Raw genomic sequence first — 18,929 nt, 5'->3', positions numbered from 1 at the left:
AAATGGTGATTTAAGGTGTTTTTTGGAATAATTTAATTATTCTGTTAGTTGCTTTAATTTACTACAAGCCTTTTCAAGATGCCCTTCACAAGCTAGTTGGTAATACTTTTTAGCTAAGGATCTATTTTGCTCAATACCATCACCTTTATCATGCATAACCGCTAAACGATATTGTGCTTGAGCATCACCTTGTTCCGCCGATTTTGTATACCAATATGCAGCTTTAATTTTATCCCTCTGTGTACCTTCACCTTCATAATACATAAACGCTAAATTGTATTGGGCATCAGCAAATCCTTGTTCTGCCGATTTTGTATACCAATAAAACGCCTTTTGGTTATCTAGCTCTGTGCCTTCTCCTAAATAATACATAACCGCTAAATTGTGTTGTGCCTCAGCTAATCCTTGTTCTGTGGCTTTTGTATACCAATAAAACGCCTTTCGCTTATCTAGCTCTATGCCTTCTCCTTTATAATACATATTCCCTAAATAATATTGGGCAACAGCATCACCTTGTTCTGCCGATTTTGTAAACCAATAAAACGCCTTTTGGTTATCCTGCTCTATACGTGTTCCTTCATAATACATAATCGCTAAAGTATATTGAGCGTTCGCTAATCCTTGTTCTGCCGCTTTTGTATACCAATAAAACGCCTTTTGGTTATCTAGATCTGTGCTTTCTCCTAAATAATACATAACCGCTAAATTATGTTGTGCATCAGCAAATCCTTGTTCTGCCGATTTTGTATACCAATAAAACGTCTTTTGTTTATCCTGCTCTATACCTGCTCCTTTATAATACATAATCGCTAAATTGTATTGGGCGTTAGCAAATCCTTGTTCTGCCGATTTTGTATACCAATAAAACGCTTTTTGTTTATCCTGTTTTGTACCATAACCTTTATCATACATAACCGCTAAATTATGTTGTCCCTCGGCAAATCCTTGTTCAGCCGATTTTGTATACCAATAAAACGCCTTTTGCTTATCTTGTTCTATGCCTTCTCCTTCACCATACATATTTCCTAAATTGTTTTGGTCGCTAGCATCACCTTGTTCTGCCGATTTTGTTAACCAATAAAACGCCTTTTGTTTATCCTGCTCTGTACCTGCTCCTTTATAATACATAACCGCTAAATTATGTTGTGCTTCAGCAAATCCTTGTTCTGCCGATTTTGTACACCAATAAAACGCTTTTTGCTTATCTAACTCTATGCCTTCTCCTTTATCATACATAACGCCTAAATTGTTTTGTGCAATGGAGTTACCTTGCTCTGCGGCTTTTGTATACCAATATATTGCTTTTTGCTTATCTTGTTCTATGCCATCACCATTATCATACATAAACCCTAAACTGGTTTGGGCGACTGCATCATCTTGTTCTGCCGATTTTGTATACCAATAAAACGCTTTTTGTTTATCCTGCTTTGTACCGTAACCTTCATCATACATATACGCTAAATAATATTGGGCTTCAGCATTACCTTGTTCAGCCACTTTTTTACAGGGAGTAAAGGCTTTTTTATAATTTTCCTTATGCCAATATTTACTGCATTGATTTGCATACCCAGCAAAAGAAAATAAGAGTGATAATATGACTAATAATCCTTTTTTCATGATTTTCCTTATATTATATTTATATTAATAACGAAGATTTATTTATACATTTTAAATACTATTTTAGGAATACTAACTATCAATATATTTATAAAATTTATACAAAATTATTAATAGGATTTTTATAAAAAATCTAAGAAAACTATAACGAGTTTTTCCGAAAAAATCATTAATAGAATGGCTATTTTGAACCAAATTAAAAATGCATCAACGCATTTTTTATCCTAGGGAGAAAACAGAAAAAGCACTTGTTGAGTGCTTTTTTGTGAAAAATGGTGATTTAACGTTTTTTTTGAAATATGTGGATAAGATTACACTAATTCGTGTAATTTTTTTTAAAGGATAAGATAAACTACTCTAAAAAGGAAAATACAATCAAGATAAAACGACGAGAAAGACGAACCTATACTCATGATTTTAAACATGCAGATGATAACGCCTTATCAACTTATTAATCAATAAATATAATCCATTACCGTCGGATAGCGTGTAATCATCTTCTTTAGGCTTGGAAGATTTGATTAGAGTATCATTAAGTGGTTTTACTGTCTTTCCCATGTTATACGTTTTTAAGTTATATGTGAGCATATAACATAAAAGTTTGAATTTAGATAAGCTGTAAATTAAGGATTAGGCTAGTATTCACTAGGTTTTTTGAACTTTTTTTAATTTTCTTGAGCTTGTTAATGGCGTCCCCTACAGGATTCGAACCTGTGACCTACGGCTTAGAAGGCCGTTGCTCTATCCAGCTGAGCTAAGGAGACAAAGATTGGATTTATTAAATAAACGTTGTGTATTATATAAAGCTATTTTGATCCGTCAATGCTTTTTAATGGTTTATTCATCTATATAGATAAAATATCGTCAATTTAACAAGATAATCAAGTTGAGATAAAAGTTCATAAACTTAAATGCAACATTAATTAATAAAATGTGAAATTATTTTTTTTACCTCACAAAAACCCTATTCTTCAACTTTTTTGAATTTTGGATTAAATTGGATTTAGGTGAAATAATAAAAATTAGAATGAATTTGATATTTATATCTTTGATAGTCTTTTTTTAGGATAAATTTAATTCTTTTTATCACCTCAAAAACCCCGTTCCTCAATTTTTTTGAATTTTGGATTAAATTGGATTAAATTGGATTTAGGTGAAATAATAAAAATTAGAATGAATTTGATATTTATATCTTTGATAGTCTTTTTTTAGGATAAATTTAATTCTTTTCATCACCTCAAAAACCCCGTTCCTCAATTTTTTTGAATTATGGATTAGTCTTGTAATTTAATCACCACTTGATGGTTTTTGATATGCCGATAAGTTATTTGGCGTTAGCGATTTGCGCTTTTAGCATAGCTAAGCGGCTTTGGCCTTGTTGCATTTTTTTCTCGGGTGATAATTCATTACGTTGATCTTGCCAAGCTAAATCATCTTGTGGTAGTTCGAGTAAAAAGCGACTTGGTTCAACATAAACGGTTTCACCAAATTGTTTCCTTTGGCGGCTAAATGAAAAGGTTAACTCTTGTTGAGCCCGAGTGATACCGACATAAGCAAGTCGTCGCTCCTCTTCAATGTTATCTTCATCGATACTTGTTTGATGCGGCAATAACCCCTCCGACATGCCAACCAGATAAACATACGGAAATTCAAGACCTTTTGAAGCATGTAAGGTCATTAGTTGCACCTGATCGAGCTCTTCTTCTGTTTTATTTCGTTCTAACATATCACGTAACGTAAATCTGGCTACAGCCTGTTCTAGCGTCAATGCTTCATCGATTTCATCACCCTGTAACATTTCTTGTAACCAAGTTACTAATTGTTCAACGTTTCGCATTCGCATCTGCCCCGCGGTGGGTGATGTTGACGTTTCATAGATCCAACTTTCATAGTGCATACCATGTAGTAGTTCATGTATAGTGTCGATTGGTTCAGTGTGTGATTTTTTAATAAGAGAATCGAACCAGTGAATAAAAGTATGCAATGTTTCTAAACGTTTGCCAGAGAGTAACTCCGTTAACCCTATATCATGGCTTGCATGATATAGGCTCACTCCACGCTGATTTGCCCATTCACCTAATTTTTGGATAGTTGCCGGCCCTATTTCACGTTTTGGTGTATTGATAATGCGGATGAACGCGTTATCATCATCTGGATTGGTTAATAAACGGAGATAGGCTATTAGATCTTTAATTTCAATGCGCGCAAAAAATGATGTTCCTCCGGAAATTCGATAAGGAATTCGATATTGCATAAGCAGTTTTTCAATTAAGCGAGATTGGTGATTTCCGCGATATAAAATAGCATATTGACCATATTGGCTATTATTGGCAAAGCGGTGGCCGATTAGGTCGTTAACCACCTTTTCAGCTTCGTGCTCTTCGTTATCGGCAGAGATCACTTTTAAATGTTCACCATAATCCAACTCTGAAAACAATTTTTTTTCAAAGATATGCGGGTTGTTTTCAATTAAAATATTGGCAACTTTTAGTATTCTTCCTGATGAACGATAATTTTGTTCCAGTTTAATCACTTCTAGTTTCGGAAAGTCCTGTTTTAGTAAGATTAAATTTTGGGGACGGGCACCTCGCCAGGAGTAAATTGACTGATCATCATCACCAACCACCGTAAATTTAGCTCGGCTTCCCACCAACAATTTAATAAATTCATATTGACTGGTATTGGTATCTTGATATTCATCCACGAGTAGATAGCGAATACGGTTTTGCCATTTTTCTCTAACTTCTTCATTGGTTTTTAATAACAAGGTGGGTAATAAAATCAGATCATCAAAATCTAAAATACTACAAGCTTTAAGTTGTTTTTCGTAAAGTTGATAACAGTGAGCAAATAATTTTTCTTTATTGGTTTGTGCTTGAGCCATCGCTATGGTTGAATCAATAATATCATTCTTCCAATTTGATATGGTAGCGCGTAATTGATTAATAAGGTCTTTGTCACCTTCAAACCATTGTTGAGTGAGTTCCTTAAGCAGAGCAAATTGATCATGATCATCAAATAGTGAAAAATTAGATTTTATTCCCAGATGTTTATATTCGCGACGAACAATGTCTAAACCTAACGTATGAAAAGTTGAAATTTTCAGCCCTCTGGCCTCTTGTTTGCTTAACGAATGGGCAATACGTTCTTTCATTTCTCGCGCAGCTTTATTAGTAAAAGTCACGGCAACAATATGACGAGGTAAATACTCTTTAACTCGAATGAGGTAAGCAATTTTATTAATGATTACCCGAGTTTTGCCCGAACCCGCACCAGCCAATACCAGACAAGGCCCCGAAACATACTCCACTGCTTGTTGTTGGCTTGAATTTAAACGCACAGAAAATGAACCCTAAGTAAAATTGTTCGCTAGTATATACTGATTTATCCATCATGTTCAATCAGAGCTATGAGCATTAAAAATAAAAACTCGATCTTTATTGAATGAAAGTCAACGCTTGTTCAACAACTTCAATTCCTGCCCCTGATTTATGTGCATTTTCACTAAGGTAACGTCGCCACTGTTTTGCCCCTTTTCTACCATTAAAAATGCCTAGGGTATGTCGCATAATATGATTAAGCTGTCCGCCTTGACTAAGTTGCGTTTCAATATAAGGATAAAGTGCTTGTATTGCCGCAATCGAATCAATAATTGGCGTATCATCGCCAAAGATTTGCTGATCAATTTGGGTTAAGAGCATCGGATTTTGGTAAGCTTCTCGCCCTACCATCACTCCATCAACATAATTTAAATGCTGTTTGATCTCTTCAATGGTTTTAATGCCACCATTTATGGCAATAGTTAACTGCGGATAATCATGCTTTAGTTGATAAACTCGTTCATAATCAAGAGGTGGCACTTCTCGATTCTCTTTGGGACTGAGTCCGGAAAGCCATGCTTTGCGAGCATGCACAATAAATGTTGTGGTATATGGCATAACTTTTTCAATAAATTCACATAAAAATGCATAACTATCTTGGTTGTCAATACCAATGCGAGTTTTTACCGTCACAGGTATATTGACCTCTTGTCGCATAGCTTCAACACAATTTGCCACTAAATCAGCTTTAGCCATTAAACAAGCACCAAACATACCATTTTGAACACGATCCGACGGACACCCCACATTAAGATTAATCTCAGCATATCCTCGCTGCTCAGCTAAATTTGCGCATTTAGCCAATGCGATGGGATCACTGCCACCTAATTGTAAACTCAACGGCTGTTCCTGACTATTAAAAGCAAGATAATCGCCTTTACCATACAAAATTGCGCCGGTAGTGACCATTTCGGTATAGAGTAAGGTTTGTTTGGTCAATATACGATGAAAATAACGACAATGTTTGTCAGTCCAATCGAGCATGGGAGCAATAGAAAAGCGGTTTAATGTGGATTTTTTATACAAGCTTACCTCGGTATAGATAAATAAAGCGCTATTTTAACTTCCATTTTTTTATTGTACAACAGTTTATAATATAAGGCAGAATATGCATTTAGTTTAGTTGCGGTCTTTGTGATAAAAAGACTTTATTCAATCTATTAAAAATTTGTTGAATATTGAAAATATATATTAATTGGTTTTATATAAATAGTTCTTTTTTCTTATTATGCATTTTAATTACATTGGTAATCATCCCTTATGTAGGTTACGACAGTCGACCTAGTTTTAAACATTGACTTAAATGATAAAGAAGAAAGACCTCGCAAAATTGCGAGGTCTTTTTGAGGATTTTATTCTGATTGCGACTCTTCAGGTGTTTTAGATGGTTGTGAATTAATTGATTCGCTATCATCAGATTTGATATTGATTGGATCTGAAATACCTTGTTGGTTCATCTCTTCTAGTGATAATGAGCCTTCTAAAGATGAAGTCTTGATATCAGTAACAACACCCATTTCGTTAAAATAAATAGCATAATTAATTTGGCTTACTTTGCCATGTTGTGGCTGTTGACGGAAAACATAGTACCAAACATTACCACCAAAAGCGGAAGTTAACATTGGCGAACCCATGATAAATACAACCTGATCTTTGGTTTGACCAACTTGTAATAATTCTATTGCTTCTGGCGATACATAGTTACCTTGATTAATATCAGGTCTATAAACTAAGCGGTCAGCAAGAGAACAACCAGTCAGCGATATACTAGTCATAATTGCAAGCAGAATAAGTTTACGAAACGGCATCTAAATTAATCCATTCAAATATATAATAATGCTTATTATCGCTGATATTTCAACTAAGCGCTAGATAAAGTAGCAAAAATATTGAGAATCATGTGATAAAAAGTATAATTATATTGATGAGAATTAACAGCTATTAATATTTTACTACTTATCTCTAATGTTAATGCTCTATAATGAAAAGCTATTCTCAACAAATGACAGGTAAAAAATGAAATTAGATACGATAGAGCAAAAAGCAAGTTATGCAATTGGTCTTCAAATTGGCCAACAATTAAAAGAATCAGGCTTACGTAATTTAGAGCTAAATGCATTAAAACTCGCTATGGAAGATGTATTAAATGGTAATCAACCGGCTTTACCTTTACAGGAACTACATGATGCACTTCGCCATGTTCATGAAGAAGCGGCTAAAGAAAAAGCAAAACAAGCTGAAAAAATTGCCCAAACCGGTAAAGACTTTTTAGCTGAGAATCTCAAAAAAAATGGCATTAAATCGACAGAATCTGGTTTGCAATATGAAGTCATTAAACAAGGTAACGGTGTACTTCCTAAGGCAACCGACCGTGTTCAAGTTCATTATACTGGACAGTTAATTGATGGTACGGTGTTCGATAGTTCTGTTGAACGTGGGCAACCAGCTGAATTCCCTGTTAATGGTGTGATTCGTGGTTGGGTCGAAGCATTGCAATTAATGCCTGAAGGTTCAAAGTGGCGTTTATATATTCCTCAAGAATTAGCCTATGGTTCACAAGGAGCTGGAGCGTCTATCCCGCCTTATAGCGCACTGATTTTCGATGTGGAATTATTAAAAGTTCTATAAGTATACATGGACGCATTAGCGTCCATTTTTATTTCATTCAATGATTATTTATTTTCGGTAAAAAACAAGAGCAAAAAGCTGCCATTAAGAGTAGGACACTAGCTGCACCAAAGGCAATATAATGAGTATGCCAATTGTCATATGCCCATCCACCTAACCACGAACCAATCATCGCCCCAATTTGATGTCCAAGATATGTTAATCCAGAAAGCAACCCTACAATTTTAACACCATAAATATCAGCACTAATAGCACTTGATAATGATAAAGCCCCAGCCCAAACTAATCCGCCAAGTAATGCGATGGTATAGAGTTGCCACCTAGTTGAGACAATTACTAATGCGATAAAACCAAGTCCTCGAACTAAATAGATCATTGCTAATACTAATTTTCGTTGTACCATATCCGAAATAAAACCTAGCACCAATGTACTGAAAATTGCCACTAATCCGATTAAACCTATTCCAGAAGAACTAGTAATGGAATCAAAACCGTGATCGACTAACATAGGTACACCATGTGTACCAAGTAAATTCATGCTAAACCCACAAGTAAATAATCCAAAACTAAGCAACCAGAAAGGACGTGTTTTTAACACCTGATTTAAGGTTATATCGTTTTTAAAATTTTGACGACCGTCTGGTTTAGTTACCTCAATATGATTATCCTTCATGATAAAAATAGCTATAGGTAATGCTAAGAGCATAAAAAACAGAGAAAATCCGACTAAAGTAAATTGCCAGCCATATAGCGGAATAAAATAAGCAAATACAGGTAACATTACTGCAATGCCAGCCATACTCCCGCTAGAAAGAATAAATAGTGCAAGGCCTCTATGTTTGGTAAACCAACGAACAACAATAGGGGTAAAACTGACTGAACCGACAAATGAGGTGCCAAAAGATAAAGCTATTCCAAAAGAAAAGAAAAAGTTCCAATAGTCTTTTACATTAGCAGACCAAACAGTTGAGATAATAATAATAATTGAACCTAATAGTAATACAAATCGTGTACTATATTTACTCACTAAATATCCCGCTATCGGCATGGCTATACCAGAAAAAAGCATACCTATAGCAATAATACTTGATAAAGCACTTCGACTAAAATGTAGATCATTAGCAATAGGTAGAAAAAACACGCCCATACTCATGCGCAGCCCACTAGAAAGTAAGGTTAAAACTGCCGCGGCAATTACAATATTCCAACCAAAAAACCATCGACTATGCACTTTAATTTCCTATTAGCCTTAATATAAACAATTTGAAAAGTATATCACTTTGTTTAAGTATATAACTTAAAAGATTTCCGCTATAATAATTATTAATAAATATCCAATGGAAAGTTAAGGAAAGTTATATGTCTACAAATATGATTCGTATCGCTATTGCTGGAGCTGGTGGAAAAATGGGGAGACAACTCATTCAATCCGTATCGCAAATTGAAGGTGTTACTTTAGGTGCTGCTTTTGAAAGAGAAGGATCATCATTAATTGGTAGTGATGCTGGTGAACTTGCTGGAATTGGAGCCTGTGGAGTAAAAGTGGCTGATGATTTACAACAGGCGAAAGACAATTTTGATGTCCTAATCGATTTTACTCGTCCAGAAGGCACTTTTGCTCATTTAAATTTTTGCATTGAAAATAAAAAAATGATGATTATCGGTACTACCGGTTTTGATGAAACCGGCAAACAAACTATTGCAACTGCCGCTAAGCAAATTGGTATCGTATTTGCCGCAAATTTTAGTGTTGGCGTGAATTTAGTACTTAAGTTACTTGAAAAAGCGACTAAAATTATGGGTAATTACACCGATATCGAAATTATAGAAGCCCATCATCGTCATAAAGTTGATGCACCTTCTGGAACTGCACTAGCTATGGGTGAAGCGATTGCCGATACTCTAGGTTGTAATTTAAATGATCGCGCTGTTTATTGTCGGGAAGGACATACAGGTGAAAGGCCAAAAGGAGCTATTGGGTTTGCAACCATTCGTGCTGGTGATATCGTTGGTGATCATACCGCTGTATTTGCTGACATTGGCGAAAGAGTCGAAATCAGCCATAAAGCTTCTAGCCGAATGACATTTGCAAATGGAGCAGTGCGGGCAGCATTATGGCTTGCCAAGCAACCAGTAGGACTTTATGATATGCGTGATGTGCTAAATTTGAACAACCTATAGTATTGACTATGTCGGATGAAATTTGGATGCGTCATGCATTAAAATTGGCCAAACACGCAGAGTCACTAGGTGAGATCCCTGTTGGAGCAGTCATTGTTGATGAAAATAACCGAATCATTGGCGAAGGTTTTAATCAATCAATAATTAATCATAATCCAACTGCTCATGCGGAAATTATGGCAATTGAACAAGCCGGTCAATTCATACAAAATTACCGATTAGTTAATACAACTTTGTATGTTACCCTTGAACCTTGCATTATGTGTGCCGGTGCAATAATTCATAGCCGCATCCAACGCGTTGTCTATGGTGCAAGGGATTATAAAACCGGTGCTGCCGGTTCTTATATTGACATTCTTACAAGACCAGGAATCAATCATTATGCCCAAATCACCAGTGCTGTGTTGGCTGATGAGTGTAGTTTAATGTTAAGCACTTTTTTTCAGAAACGTCGTCAACAAAAAAAGCAGAAAAAACAAACTATTCTTAAAACAATTAAAGATCAATTTAATATTTAAATACAATGCTTTAAATCATTTCTTATTTAATTAATAAAAAGTTAGTTTTGTTATTCTTTTTACCTGTGAAAATTGCTAAAATCTTGTCTGATTTTTTTAAAAGTACACTGAGCATTATTAATGAAAAAACACACTTTAGAAACCATGATATCGGCAGAAGATATCCAAACACGAGTAAATAAATTAGGTCAACAAATTAGCCAAGATTATGCACATAGTCAAAATGAACTTATATTAATTGGTTTATTAAGAGGTTCGTTTATTTTTATGGCTGATTTAAGCCGCGCAATTACCGTCGGTCATGAAGTCGATTTTATGACAGCGTCAAGTTATGGTAACGCAGTGGTAAGTAATCGAGATGTCAAAATATTAAAAGATTTAGATGAAGATATCCGTGATAAAGATGTGTTAATAGTCGAAGATATTATTGATACAGGTAATACACTTAGTAAAGTGATGGCGATATTAAAATTACGTCATCCTCGTAGTATTGAAATTTGTACATTATTAGATAAACCATCGCGTCGTGAAGTAATAGTACCAGTTAAATATATCGGATTTTCTATTCCTGATGAGTTTGTGGTTGGCTATGGAATTGATTACGCACAACATTACCGCCATTTACCTTATATTGGACATGTAAAATTACTTGAATCTTAAACATTATCGAGGTGTATGTGTCACGATTTTCTCGCTCATTATGCTTACTTTTAATGGTAACAGCTGCATCGACTTATGCAAATATGAAGTTATCAATAAAAGGGTTATCAGGAGAACTTGCAGAAAATGTCGACGCTCGCCTTTCTTTGATTTCGCCAGATAAAATTAATACTACCCCAAACTTTAAACATTATTTTGAAAGTGAAACCCAAAAAGCACTTCGTGCTTTAGGCTATTACTCACCTACTTTTGAATATGATCAAACCGATCCTAAAGTTTTAGTTGTAAAGATCTTACCTGGTCAACCTGTTAAAATCAAACAATTAAATATCAATCTTTATGGTGAGGGTAAACAGGATAAAGATTTTCAAGAACTATTAATAACACAGCTACCCAAAATTGACGATGTGCTAAATCATGGTACTTATGAGAATTTTAAAAAAGGTTTACAAAATATAGCGTTAAAAAAAGGGTATTTTGACGCAGATATGCCTACACATCAATTGGCCGTTGCTCAATTTGAGCATCAAGCTTTTTGGAATATTGACTTTGATACAGGTAAACGTTATAAGTTTAGTGTAGTGAAATTTCCAAATGCAAAAATCCGTCAGGATTATCTCCAAAATATTGTGCCGTTTAAAGAAGGTGACAAATATTCCGCTGAAGATTTATCATTATTAAACCGACGTCTTAGTTCAACCAATTGGTTTAATTCTGTAGTGGTTACCCCAGATTTTCCTCATCTTACAGAGGATAAAGCATTACCCATCGAAGTCGTAACAACGCCTCGTAAAAAAAACGCTATGGACTTAGGTTTGGGGTTTTCTACCGATAATGGGGTGCATGGTAAAATTGGCTGGAGCAAACCTTGGATTAATAGTCGCGGCCAGAGTTTTCAAAGTAGTCTTTCTCTCTCATCGCCGGAACAAATTATTACCATGAGTTATAAAATACCATTAAAAAAAGCTCCTATTGAACAGTATTACACCATCCAAAGCGGTTATAAAAAAATCGATAACAACGATACTGATTCACGGTCCTATACTTTAGGTGTACTTCGTAATTGGGATAACTTTGACGGTTGGCAAACCGCGCTAGGTTTTAATGTATTACGCGATGACTTTACGCAAGGTGACGACAGTTTCAAAACTTTCTTATATTATCCTTCACTTAGTATCACCCGTATACGTAATGACGGTAACTTATTACCTATGTGGGGTGATTCTCAACGTTATTCGGTTGAAGGCGCGGCTCGAGCTTTAGGATCAGATATTAATTTAGTGCGTTTTCAAACTCAACAAACTTGGATTCGTTCAATTAGCCATTCACATCGTTTTATAGCTCGAGGTACTTTCGGCATTATTCAAGCAAGTAATTTTGAACGGGTTCCGCCCTCTTTTAGATTTTTTGCTGGTGGTGATCGCAGTATTCGAGGATATAGCTATCAATCTATATCGCCAAAAGATAAAAAAGGCAAATTAAAAGGGGCTTCAAAGCTGATAACTGGTTCGGCTGAATATCAATATAATGTTACTGGTTCTTGGTGGGGAGCAGCATTTATTGATACCGGTGAAGCGATAGATAAAGTCGATAAGACTAAATTTTATACTGGTGCCGGTTTAGGTATTCGTTGGGCTTCACCAGTTGGTCCAATTAAATTCGATCTAGCAACACCTCTTGACCGAAAAGATAAAGGCTCTATACATCTATATATTGGTTTGGGAAGCGAATTATAATATGGCAAAAAATCCAAATAGTGTAAAAAAGGCTAAAAAAATTAAGCGAATACGAAAATGGAAAAAACGTAGCATTGCTGTGTTATCTATTTTTGTTTTTCTTATTACATTTATTATTTTGATGATCTATACCAGCCTGGGTGTAAAACTAACAACTTATGTACTCAACAAATTTTTACCCGAATTGAAAATAGAACAAGTAGATGGTACTTTTCATAATTTACATGTTCAAGGGCTTTCACTTGAACTACCTGGCGTCAATGTTAAAGTAAAAGATGCAAAATTTAAATTGACTGGTTCATGTTTAATCCAGACTAAAGTTTGTGTTAAACAATTTAATGCCGATGGTGTAAGCGTTATCATTAATACCGATCAACTTAAACGTTCTACCGAAAAAACAATTCCTGAAAAACGAAATACAATCAAGTCACCACTACCAATTGATCTCAAGAAAACCCATATTACTAATGTCACCGTAAAAGTCAATGATATGCAATTTAGCATGTCAGATTTCAAAGGTAAAGCTAGATGGGTTAATGAAAAGATTTATGTATATCCGTCGGTTGCAATGGATCTCCATGCAATATTTGCTGATTATAATAACAATACGAATAAATCTACTTCATCAAATGATGGTATAGCGTTAAATCAAAAAATTAACCAAATATTTAATCAACCATTAATTAAGTCACTACCACAAGTTAGTATTCCGTTAGATTTTGATGTTACTAGTTTGACAGGAAACAATTGGTTATTACATATTGGTGGGCAAGATTATCACTTTAATCAGATCAGTATCAAAACAGATATGATTAATAATCATATTATAGTAAAACAAGTTGAAACTGATACTATAACACCCTACGGCAGTGGCCATGCTTCAGTATCAGGTCTGATTACCTTAGGGGATGATTGGCCTATTTTTGCTCTAGTAAAAGCGGATACTGAAAATAATCATCTTAACGGACAGTTTTCAGGTAAATTACTAGGCCAGCTCTCAACTTATACAAATATTAACGGATTAAATCAAATTAATGTTGATGGACACATTAATTTGATTGAAAAATATTTACCATTAATGGTAAAAGTGGATGGAAAACATATTCAATGGCCAATTGAAGGAAAACCACAATATCAATTTGATAATTTCGATATCACTTTAGATGGAAGCGTTGAAAAATACAATATGTCAGCCAAAGGGACTATTAAAGGTGAAAGTTTACCTGATACGAGCCTTGACATTATTGGTGATGGAACTAACCAATCAGCATCCTTTAAGCATGCAAATATCAATTTACCTCAGGGTGAAATTAATATTTCTGGCCAATTAGATTGGCAAAAAGCACTTAAATGGGATACTAGTGTTAAACTCAATAAGGTTGATCTCACCAAAGAGTTACCTAACCATCCTATTCGTTTAACAGGACAATTAAAAACTACTGGAACAATCGATGATGATTCATGGCTAGTGAATATTCCAGATATGCAATTAAAAGGCAATATTAAACAGGCAAACTTTTCAGCGAATGGCAATCTATTTATCGATTCTAACCATGCTCTGTCAGCCAATAATCTTGCAATTGTTTGGGGCAAAAACCAGATTGATATTAATGGCTCTACGGATAAAGGCAATTTAAATGCCAAATTTAATTTAAATGCTCTATCATTATTATTAGATAACCTCAATGGTGCTGTCATAGGTAATATTAAAATGACAGGAAATAGCACTTCACCGATTATTGATACAAATTTAGATATTAATGGATTAAATTATGAAACTATTTCGGTAGCCAAAGCCAACCTTTCTGGTAAGGTTCAATATAACAATCAACTCAGTGGACAAATAAAGTTAGTCGGTCAAAATATTGATATTGCAACTCAAAGTATAAAAAAAGCAAATATCGAACTTTCCGGTAATGAAGCTCATCACAATTTAACCGTCAACTTTGATGGAGATCCTATTTCCATGGTAACGTCATTAACAGGAGAACTTGATAAAGAACATACTAAATGGACCGCAAGTATACCGCGTAGTTTACTAACGTTAGGTGATCATACGCGTTGGCAGTTAGCAAAACCTATCAGTCTTTCTTATGAAATAAGTAACGTAATCCCAACTATTGGAGCTCATTGTTGGCGTAATAATAATTCAAGTATTTGTTTAGATAAATCATTCTCTATTGCACCGAATAACGAAACATCAATTACCTTAAAAGATATTGATCTAGCTAGGTTATCCATTCCAAATGATGGTGAAACTAAAATTGATGGTTTTATAAATGGTAAAGCAACTATTAAATTTAATGACACTAGCAAAATTCCATACATTAAAGCAAATATAACTAGCAATAAAGTTTATGTAAAACAGATGATCACTAATCAAACCTTACCAATTCCGTTTGATTTATTTAATATCAATGCAGAATTTAATGAACAACAAGCTAAGTTAGATTGGCGTTTTAGTTTAAATAAATTAGGTAAAATAACTGGTGATGTATTAATTAAAGATCCTACCGCGAAAAAAGAGTTAAGTGGTCAACTCAACATTGATAACTTAGCATTAGCAATCATTAATCCATTATTAAATAAAGACGAGTACGCCAAGGGAGCCATCAATGGTAATATTAAATTTTCTGGTTCATTAATGGACCCCATCTTGAATGGTGCTATTAATTTAAGACACAGTGATATTAAAACTTATCAACTACCAATTGATCTGAAATCTGCGATGGTCGATATAAAATTTAATGGCAAATCATCAACCTTAAAAGGCGTATTAGCTACTAAATCAGGAAATATTAATATTAATGGCCAAGCGAGTTGGAATAACTTTGAAAAGTGGCAAGCTAATATAAATGTCAATGGTGCAGCTATGGAGGTTACTGTACCTCCAATGATTGTCATGTCAGTTATTCCAGATATTAAGATAGAAGCAACTCAAGATGAACTAACCGTACTTGGTAAAGTTTCGATTCCAAAAGGAAAAATTACCGTTGATTCACTTCCTTCTTCAAGTATTGATGTTTCACCAGATGAAGTAATGTTGGATAGGAATTATAAACAAATTCAAGTGCAAAAATTTGGTATGAAAATTAATAGTCACATTGAAATTAATATTGGTGATAAAGTAACAGTAGATGCATTTGGTTTAAACGCATCATTAAAAGGAAAATTAATCGCAACACAAACTAATAAAGGATTAGATTTACATGGTGAAATTCTAATTCCTAATGGTCGATTCCATGCCTATGGCCAAGACTTAATCATCAATAAAGGCGTTATCACTTTCTCAGGTCCAACCGATCAAGCCATATTAGACATTGAAGCAATACGAAATCCTGATTCTATGGATAATAGCAATATAACCGCCGGAATTCGCGTCAAAGGATCAACACAAGATCCGAAGATTGAAATTTTCTCTGATCCAGCCATGTCGCAGCAAGAAGCCCTTTCTTATTTGATTCGTGGACAAGGGCTTGATAGTTCCGACCAGAGTGATAATGATATGATGACCGCGTTTTTAATTGGAGTTGGAACAGCAAAAACCGGAAAATATATTGGTGATATCGGCGATGCTTTTGGAATTAAGAACCTCACTTTAGATACTCAAGGTGCAGGCAATAATTCAAAAGTAGTAGTGAGTGGTTATATTTTGCCGAATCTACAATTAAAATATGGTGTTGGCATTTTCGACTCATTAGCAACCTTTACCTTGCGATATAGATTGTTACCTAATTTATATGTGGAAGCAGCCTCTGGTTTAGCTCAAACATTAGATCTTATTTATCAATTTGAATTTAATTAATTTTGATATACGATTTAGTTCGCCATATTGGCGGACTAAATTAAGATTTACTGCCAATAAGCATTTCTCGTTTTAACCCAAATCCTTTACGCTTTTTAATATTGAAACCAGCATTAATTAAATTACGTCGAACAAAACCTGCCGCTGTAAACGTAGCAAAAGAACCGCCTTTACTGGTTAAATCATAGCACTGTTTAAATAATGATTCTGACCACATATCTGGATTTTTGGCTGGCGAAAAACCATCAAAAAACCATGCATCAATAAAACTATTTTGTTGAACTAAGAAATCGGCAAAGCAGCTTATATCGTCATAGCATATCAACAAATTCGCTTCTTCTAAGCTATCAACATCAGATCTTTTTAAAGAGTCTTGTAATTGCTTAGCTAGAGGCCATAATGCATCATTGTGATTAATGACTTTATTATGAATTTTTGACATCTCGCTGGCAGATAGAGGATATTTTTCAACACTAAAAAAATTTAATTTTTTCAAATTACTATTTGGATTTTTTTGTCTAAATTGTTTAAACGTTTGCCAAGTAATTAAAAAACTTAAACCTGAACCAAAACCAGTTTCACCAATAGTAAACGTCTCTTGCTGATGTTGTAAAAATCTATCATATAAACAATTCCCTTCAATAAAAACATAACGAGTTTCATCTACTGCACCGTCAGTATTAAAATAAACATCATCAAAGTAACGGGAAATTGGAATTTGATTATCATTCCAAATGATAGTTGATTCGTGCATAAACATCCTTTAAAGCGATATTTAACAAACTGTATATTCATATAGATTACGTATATAATACGCTAAGTTAACTTGTGAGGTAAATTATGGTTTTTCTTTTTCGTTTAATCTTTGTGTTATTTATTGGCATTATAACTTGTGTACTAGGGGTTATATTTTGCTTATTCAATCCTCGCAATCCCAAAAATGTGGCTAGATTTGCTCATCTTTTTAGTTTTTTCTTTAAACCATTATTAGGGGTAAAAGTTGATACTCGTAAATATCCTGGAATTGAAGAGTTAGGTAGCTGTGTATTTATCGCCAATCACCAAAACAATTATGATATGGTGGTAGCTGCTGATATTGTACAACCAAAAACCGTTACGGTGGGTAAAAAAAGCCTTGCTTTTATTCCCTTTTTTGGACAACTTTATTACCTCACTGGCAATATTTTGATTGATCGTAATAATAAATCAAAAGCTCGAGATACCATTAACCTAGTTGTTAACGAAATAAAAAAACGTGGAATATCAATATGGATGTTCCCCGAAGGTACCCGAAGTCGTGGGCGAGGATTATTACCATTTAAAACTGGTGCTTTTAAAGCTGCTATTGCCGCTGGCGTTCCTATTGTGCCGATTTGCGTATCAGATACCAATAATATAAAACTTAACCGCCTTAATAATGGCCATATGATCGTTGAAATGCTTCCGCCAATTGAAACTAAGAATCTACGTAAAGAAGATGCTAGAACATTAATGGAAGAGTGCTATCAACTGATGTCAGAAAAAATTGCCCAAATTAATTTAGAAGCGACTAAATTAAATAAAAAATTATTAAAATAATAATTATCTACTATGACTAAAATCGATCGTAATTTTGATGATATCAGCCATAAATTCGCTAAAAATATTTATGGCACAAACAAAGGCAAGATTCGCGAAGCTATCGTTTGGCAAGAGCTAGAAAATATATTAGCTAGCTATCCAACAAATAAACCATTAACTATTTTAGATGCAGGCGGTGGACAAGGTCAGATTGCTTGTCGATTAGCAAAATTAGGTCATAATATTACTGTTTGTGATATTTCTGAGCAAATGCTCGAATTAGCAAAAAAGCAAGCCGATCAAGAAAATCTAAGCTTAAATTTTATTCATTGCCCTATTCAAGATCTGAATCAATTTATTGAAACACAATTTGATATTGTGATTTGTCATGCCGTTTTAGAATGGGTAGCTGATCCAATCCAAATAATACAGTCGCTAAGACAATACCTTAAGCAAGATGGTTATTTGTCATTAATGTTCTATAATTATCACGGCCTATTATTTAAAACAGTGACTTTAGGTAATTTTGGATATACTCAAGCCGGTCTTAATAAACGTAAAAAGAAAACCTTATCTCCCGATTATCCTCGTGATCCAAATCAAGTATATCAATGGTTGAACCAACAAAATTTTGAGATCACCAATAAAACAGGAATTAGGATATTCCATGACTATTTAACCAATAAGTCAAAAGCCGAAACACATTTTGAACAATTATTAGAAATTGAAAAACAGTTTTGCCAAACTGAACCCTATCTCAGTTTGGCAAGGTATATTTTAGTTACCGCAAAAATTAATAATAACTAATTTATAGAAAAGATTAGGGGAAGCATATTCCTTTACA

The 18,929-nt window shown here is 34.3% G+C and carries 14 protein-coding genes, 1 tRNA gene and 1 pseudogene; 8 read left to right on the top strand and 8 right to left on the bottom strand.

Annotated elements, in window-relative coordinates:
• Nucleotides 1-36: 36 nt before the first annotated feature.
• The 6 genes and pseudogenes from AC5LXI_RS07490 to bamE all read right to left on the bottom strand — a co-directional run bounded on the left by AC5LXI_RS07490 (nucleotide 37) and on the right by bamE (nucleotide 6,805).
• Nucleotides 37-1,617, bottom strand: a complete 1,581-nt coding sequence (locus AC5LXI_RS07490) for a tetratricopeptide repeat protein (RefSeq protein WP_493444222.1) — start codon at nucleotides 1,615-1,617, stop codon at nucleotides 37-39.
• Nucleotides 1,618-2,064: 447 nt separating this feature from the next.
• Nucleotides 2,065-2,175: pseudogene (locus AC5LXI_RS07485) on the bottom strand (integrase arm-type DNA-binding domain-containing protein); the annotation flags it as partial.
• 129 nt (nucleotides 2,176-2,304) lie between these two features.
• Nucleotides 2,305-2,381, bottom strand: a tRNA-Arg gene (locus AC5LXI_RS07480).
• A 560-nt stretch (nucleotides 2,382-2,941) separates the two neighbouring features.
• Nucleotides 2,942-4,957, bottom strand: a complete 2,016-nt coding sequence (gene rep / locus AC5LXI_RS07475) for a DNA helicase Rep (protein WP_493444221.1) — start codon at nucleotides 4,955-4,957, stop codon at nucleotides 2,942-2,944.
• Nucleotides 4,958-5,054: 97 nt separating this feature from the next.
• A complete protein-coding gene (dusA, locus tag AC5LXI_RS07470; RefSeq protein ID WP_493444220.1) occupies nucleotides 5,055-6,023 on the bottom strand; it encodes a tRNA dihydrouridine(20/20a) synthase DusA in 969 nt (322 codons plus the stop codon).
• Between the two features lie 326 nt (nucleotides 6,024-6,349).
• A complete protein-coding gene (gene bamE, locus AC5LXI_RS07465) occupies nucleotides 6,350-6,805 on the bottom strand; it encodes an outer membrane protein assembly factor BamE (RefSeq protein ID WP_493444219.1) in 456 nt (151 codons plus the stop codon).
• 208 nt (nucleotides 6,806-7,013) lie between these two features.
• Here bamE and bamJ point away from each other — a divergent pair, with 208 nt between their 5' ends.
• Nucleotides 7,014-7,625, top strand: a complete 612-nt coding sequence (gene bamJ, locus AC5LXI_RS07460) for a BamJ family beta-barrel-assembly machinery protein (RefSeq protein ID WP_493444218.1) — start codon at nucleotides 7,014-7,016, stop codon at nucleotides 7,623-7,625.
• 37 nt (nucleotides 7,626-7,662) lie between these two features.
• Here bamJ and AC5LXI_RS07455 read toward each other — a convergent pair whose 3' ends face one another.
• Nucleotides 7,663-8,856, bottom strand: a complete 1,194-nt coding sequence (locus AC5LXI_RS07455; protein ID WP_493444217.1) for an MFS transporter — start codon at nucleotides 8,854-8,856, stop codon at nucleotides 7,663-7,665.
• A 128-nt stretch (nucleotides 8,857-8,984) separates the two neighbouring features.
• Here AC5LXI_RS07455 and dapB point away from each other — a divergent pair, with 128 nt between their 5' ends.
• From dapB to tamB, 5 genes are all read left to right on the top strand, one after another.
• Entirely contained in the window at nucleotides 8,985-9,806 is an 822-nt protein-coding gene (gene dapB / locus AC5LXI_RS07450) for a 4-hydroxy-tetrahydrodipicolinate reductase (protein ID WP_493444216.1), read from the top strand.
• Between the two features lie 8 nt (nucleotides 9,807-9,814).
• Nucleotides 9,815-10,324, top strand: a complete 510-nt coding sequence (gene tadA, locus AC5LXI_RS07445; RefSeq protein WP_493444215.1) for a tRNA adenosine(34) deaminase TadA — start codon at nucleotides 9,815-9,817, stop codon at nucleotides 10,322-10,324.
• Between the two features lie 120 nt (nucleotides 10,325-10,444).
• Nucleotides 10,445-10,984, top strand: coding sequence for a hypoxanthine phosphoribosyltransferase (hpt, locus tag AC5LXI_RS07440; protein ID WP_493444214.1), 540 nt, complete (start codon nucleotides 10,445-10,447; stop codon nucleotides 10,982-10,984).
• A gap of 53 nt (nucleotides 10,985-11,037) precedes the next feature.
• Nucleotides 11,038-12,720 carry an autotransporter assembly complex protein TamA gene (tamA, locus tag AC5LXI_RS07435; protein WP_493444276.1) on the top strand — a complete coding sequence of 561 codons (1,683 nt, stop codon included), beginning with the start codon at nucleotides 11,038-11,040 and terminating at the stop codon, nucleotides 12,718-12,720.
• Nucleotide 12,721: 1 nt separating this feature from the next.
• Entirely contained in the window at nucleotides 12,722-16,525 is a 3,804-nt protein-coding gene (tamB, locus tag AC5LXI_RS07430) for an autotransporter assembly complex protein TamB (protein ID WP_493444213.1), read from the top strand.
• A 40-nt stretch (nucleotides 16,526-16,565) separates the two neighbouring features.
• Here tamB and mnmC2 read toward each other — a convergent pair whose 3' ends face one another.
• The gene (gene mnmC2 / locus AC5LXI_RS07425; protein ID WP_493444212.1) at nucleotides 16,566-17,279 is read right to left on the bottom strand and encodes a tRNA (5-methylaminomethyl-2-thiouridine)(34)-methyltransferase MnmC2; all 714 of its coding nucleotides are present in this window, start codon (nucleotides 17,277-17,279) and stop codon (nucleotides 16,566-16,568) included.
• Between the two features lie 86 nt (nucleotides 17,280-17,365).
• Here mnmC2 and AC5LXI_RS07420 point away from each other — a divergent pair, with 86 nt between their 5' ends.
• Entirely contained in the window at nucleotides 17,366-18,103 is a 738-nt protein-coding gene (locus AC5LXI_RS07420; protein ID WP_493444211.1) for a 1-acylglycerol-3-phosphate O-acyltransferase, read from the top strand.
• Nucleotides 18,104-18,115: 12 nt separating this feature from the next.
• Nucleotides 18,116-18,892, top strand: coding sequence for a tRNA uridine 5-oxyacetic acid(34) methyltransferase CmoM (gene cmoM, locus AC5LXI_RS07415; RefSeq protein ID WP_493444210.1), 777 nt, complete (start codon nucleotides 18,116-18,118; stop codon nucleotides 18,890-18,892).
• Nucleotides 18,893-18,929: the final 37 nt, after the last annotated feature.

Source organism: Gilliamella sp. LMG 34361, assembly GCF_984569075.1.
The sequence above is the reverse complement of the archived record's forward strand: the minus strand, read 5'-3'. Positions and strand labels throughout refer to the sequence as shown.

Coding starts and splice junctions, on each gene's coding strand:
- AC5LXI_RS07490 (WP_493444222.1), bottom strand. CDS start 1,617: ATGAAAAAAGGATTATTAGTCATATTATCACTCTTATTTTCTTTTGCT.
- bamE (WP_493444219.1), bottom strand. CDS start 6,805: ATGCCGTTTCGTAAACTTATTCTGCTTGCAATTATGACTAGTATATCG.
- bamJ (WP_493444218.1), top strand. CDS start 7,014: ATGAAATTAGATACGATAGAGCAAAAAGCAAGTTATGCAATTGGTCTT.
- dapB (WP_493444216.1), top strand. CDS start 8,985: ATGTCTACAAATATGATTCGTATCGCTATTGCTGGAGCTGGTGGAAAA.
- tadA (WP_493444215.1), top strand. CDS start 9,815: ATGTCGGATGAAATTTGGATGCGTCATGCATTAAAATTGGCCAAACAC.
- hpt (WP_493444214.1), top strand. CDS start 10,445: ATGAAAAAACACACTTTAGAAACCATGATATCGGCAGAAGATATCCAA.
- tamA (WP_493444276.1), top strand. CDS start 11,038: ATGGTAACAGCTGCATCGACTTATGCAAATATGAAGTTATCAATAAAA.
- tamB (WP_493444213.1), top strand. CDS start 12,722: ATGGCAAAAAATCCAAATAGTGTAAAAAAGGCTAAAAAAATTAAGCGA.
- mnmC2 (WP_493444212.1), bottom strand. CDS start 17,279: ATGCACGAATCAACTATCATTTGGAATGATAATCAAATTCCAATTTCC.
- AC5LXI_RS07420 (WP_493444211.1), top strand. CDS start 17,366: ATGGTTTTTCTTTTTCGTTTAATCTTTGTGTTATTTATTGGCATTATA.
- cmoM (WP_493444210.1), top strand. CDS start 18,116: ATGACTAAAATCGATCGTAATTTTGATGATATCAGCCATAAATTCGCT.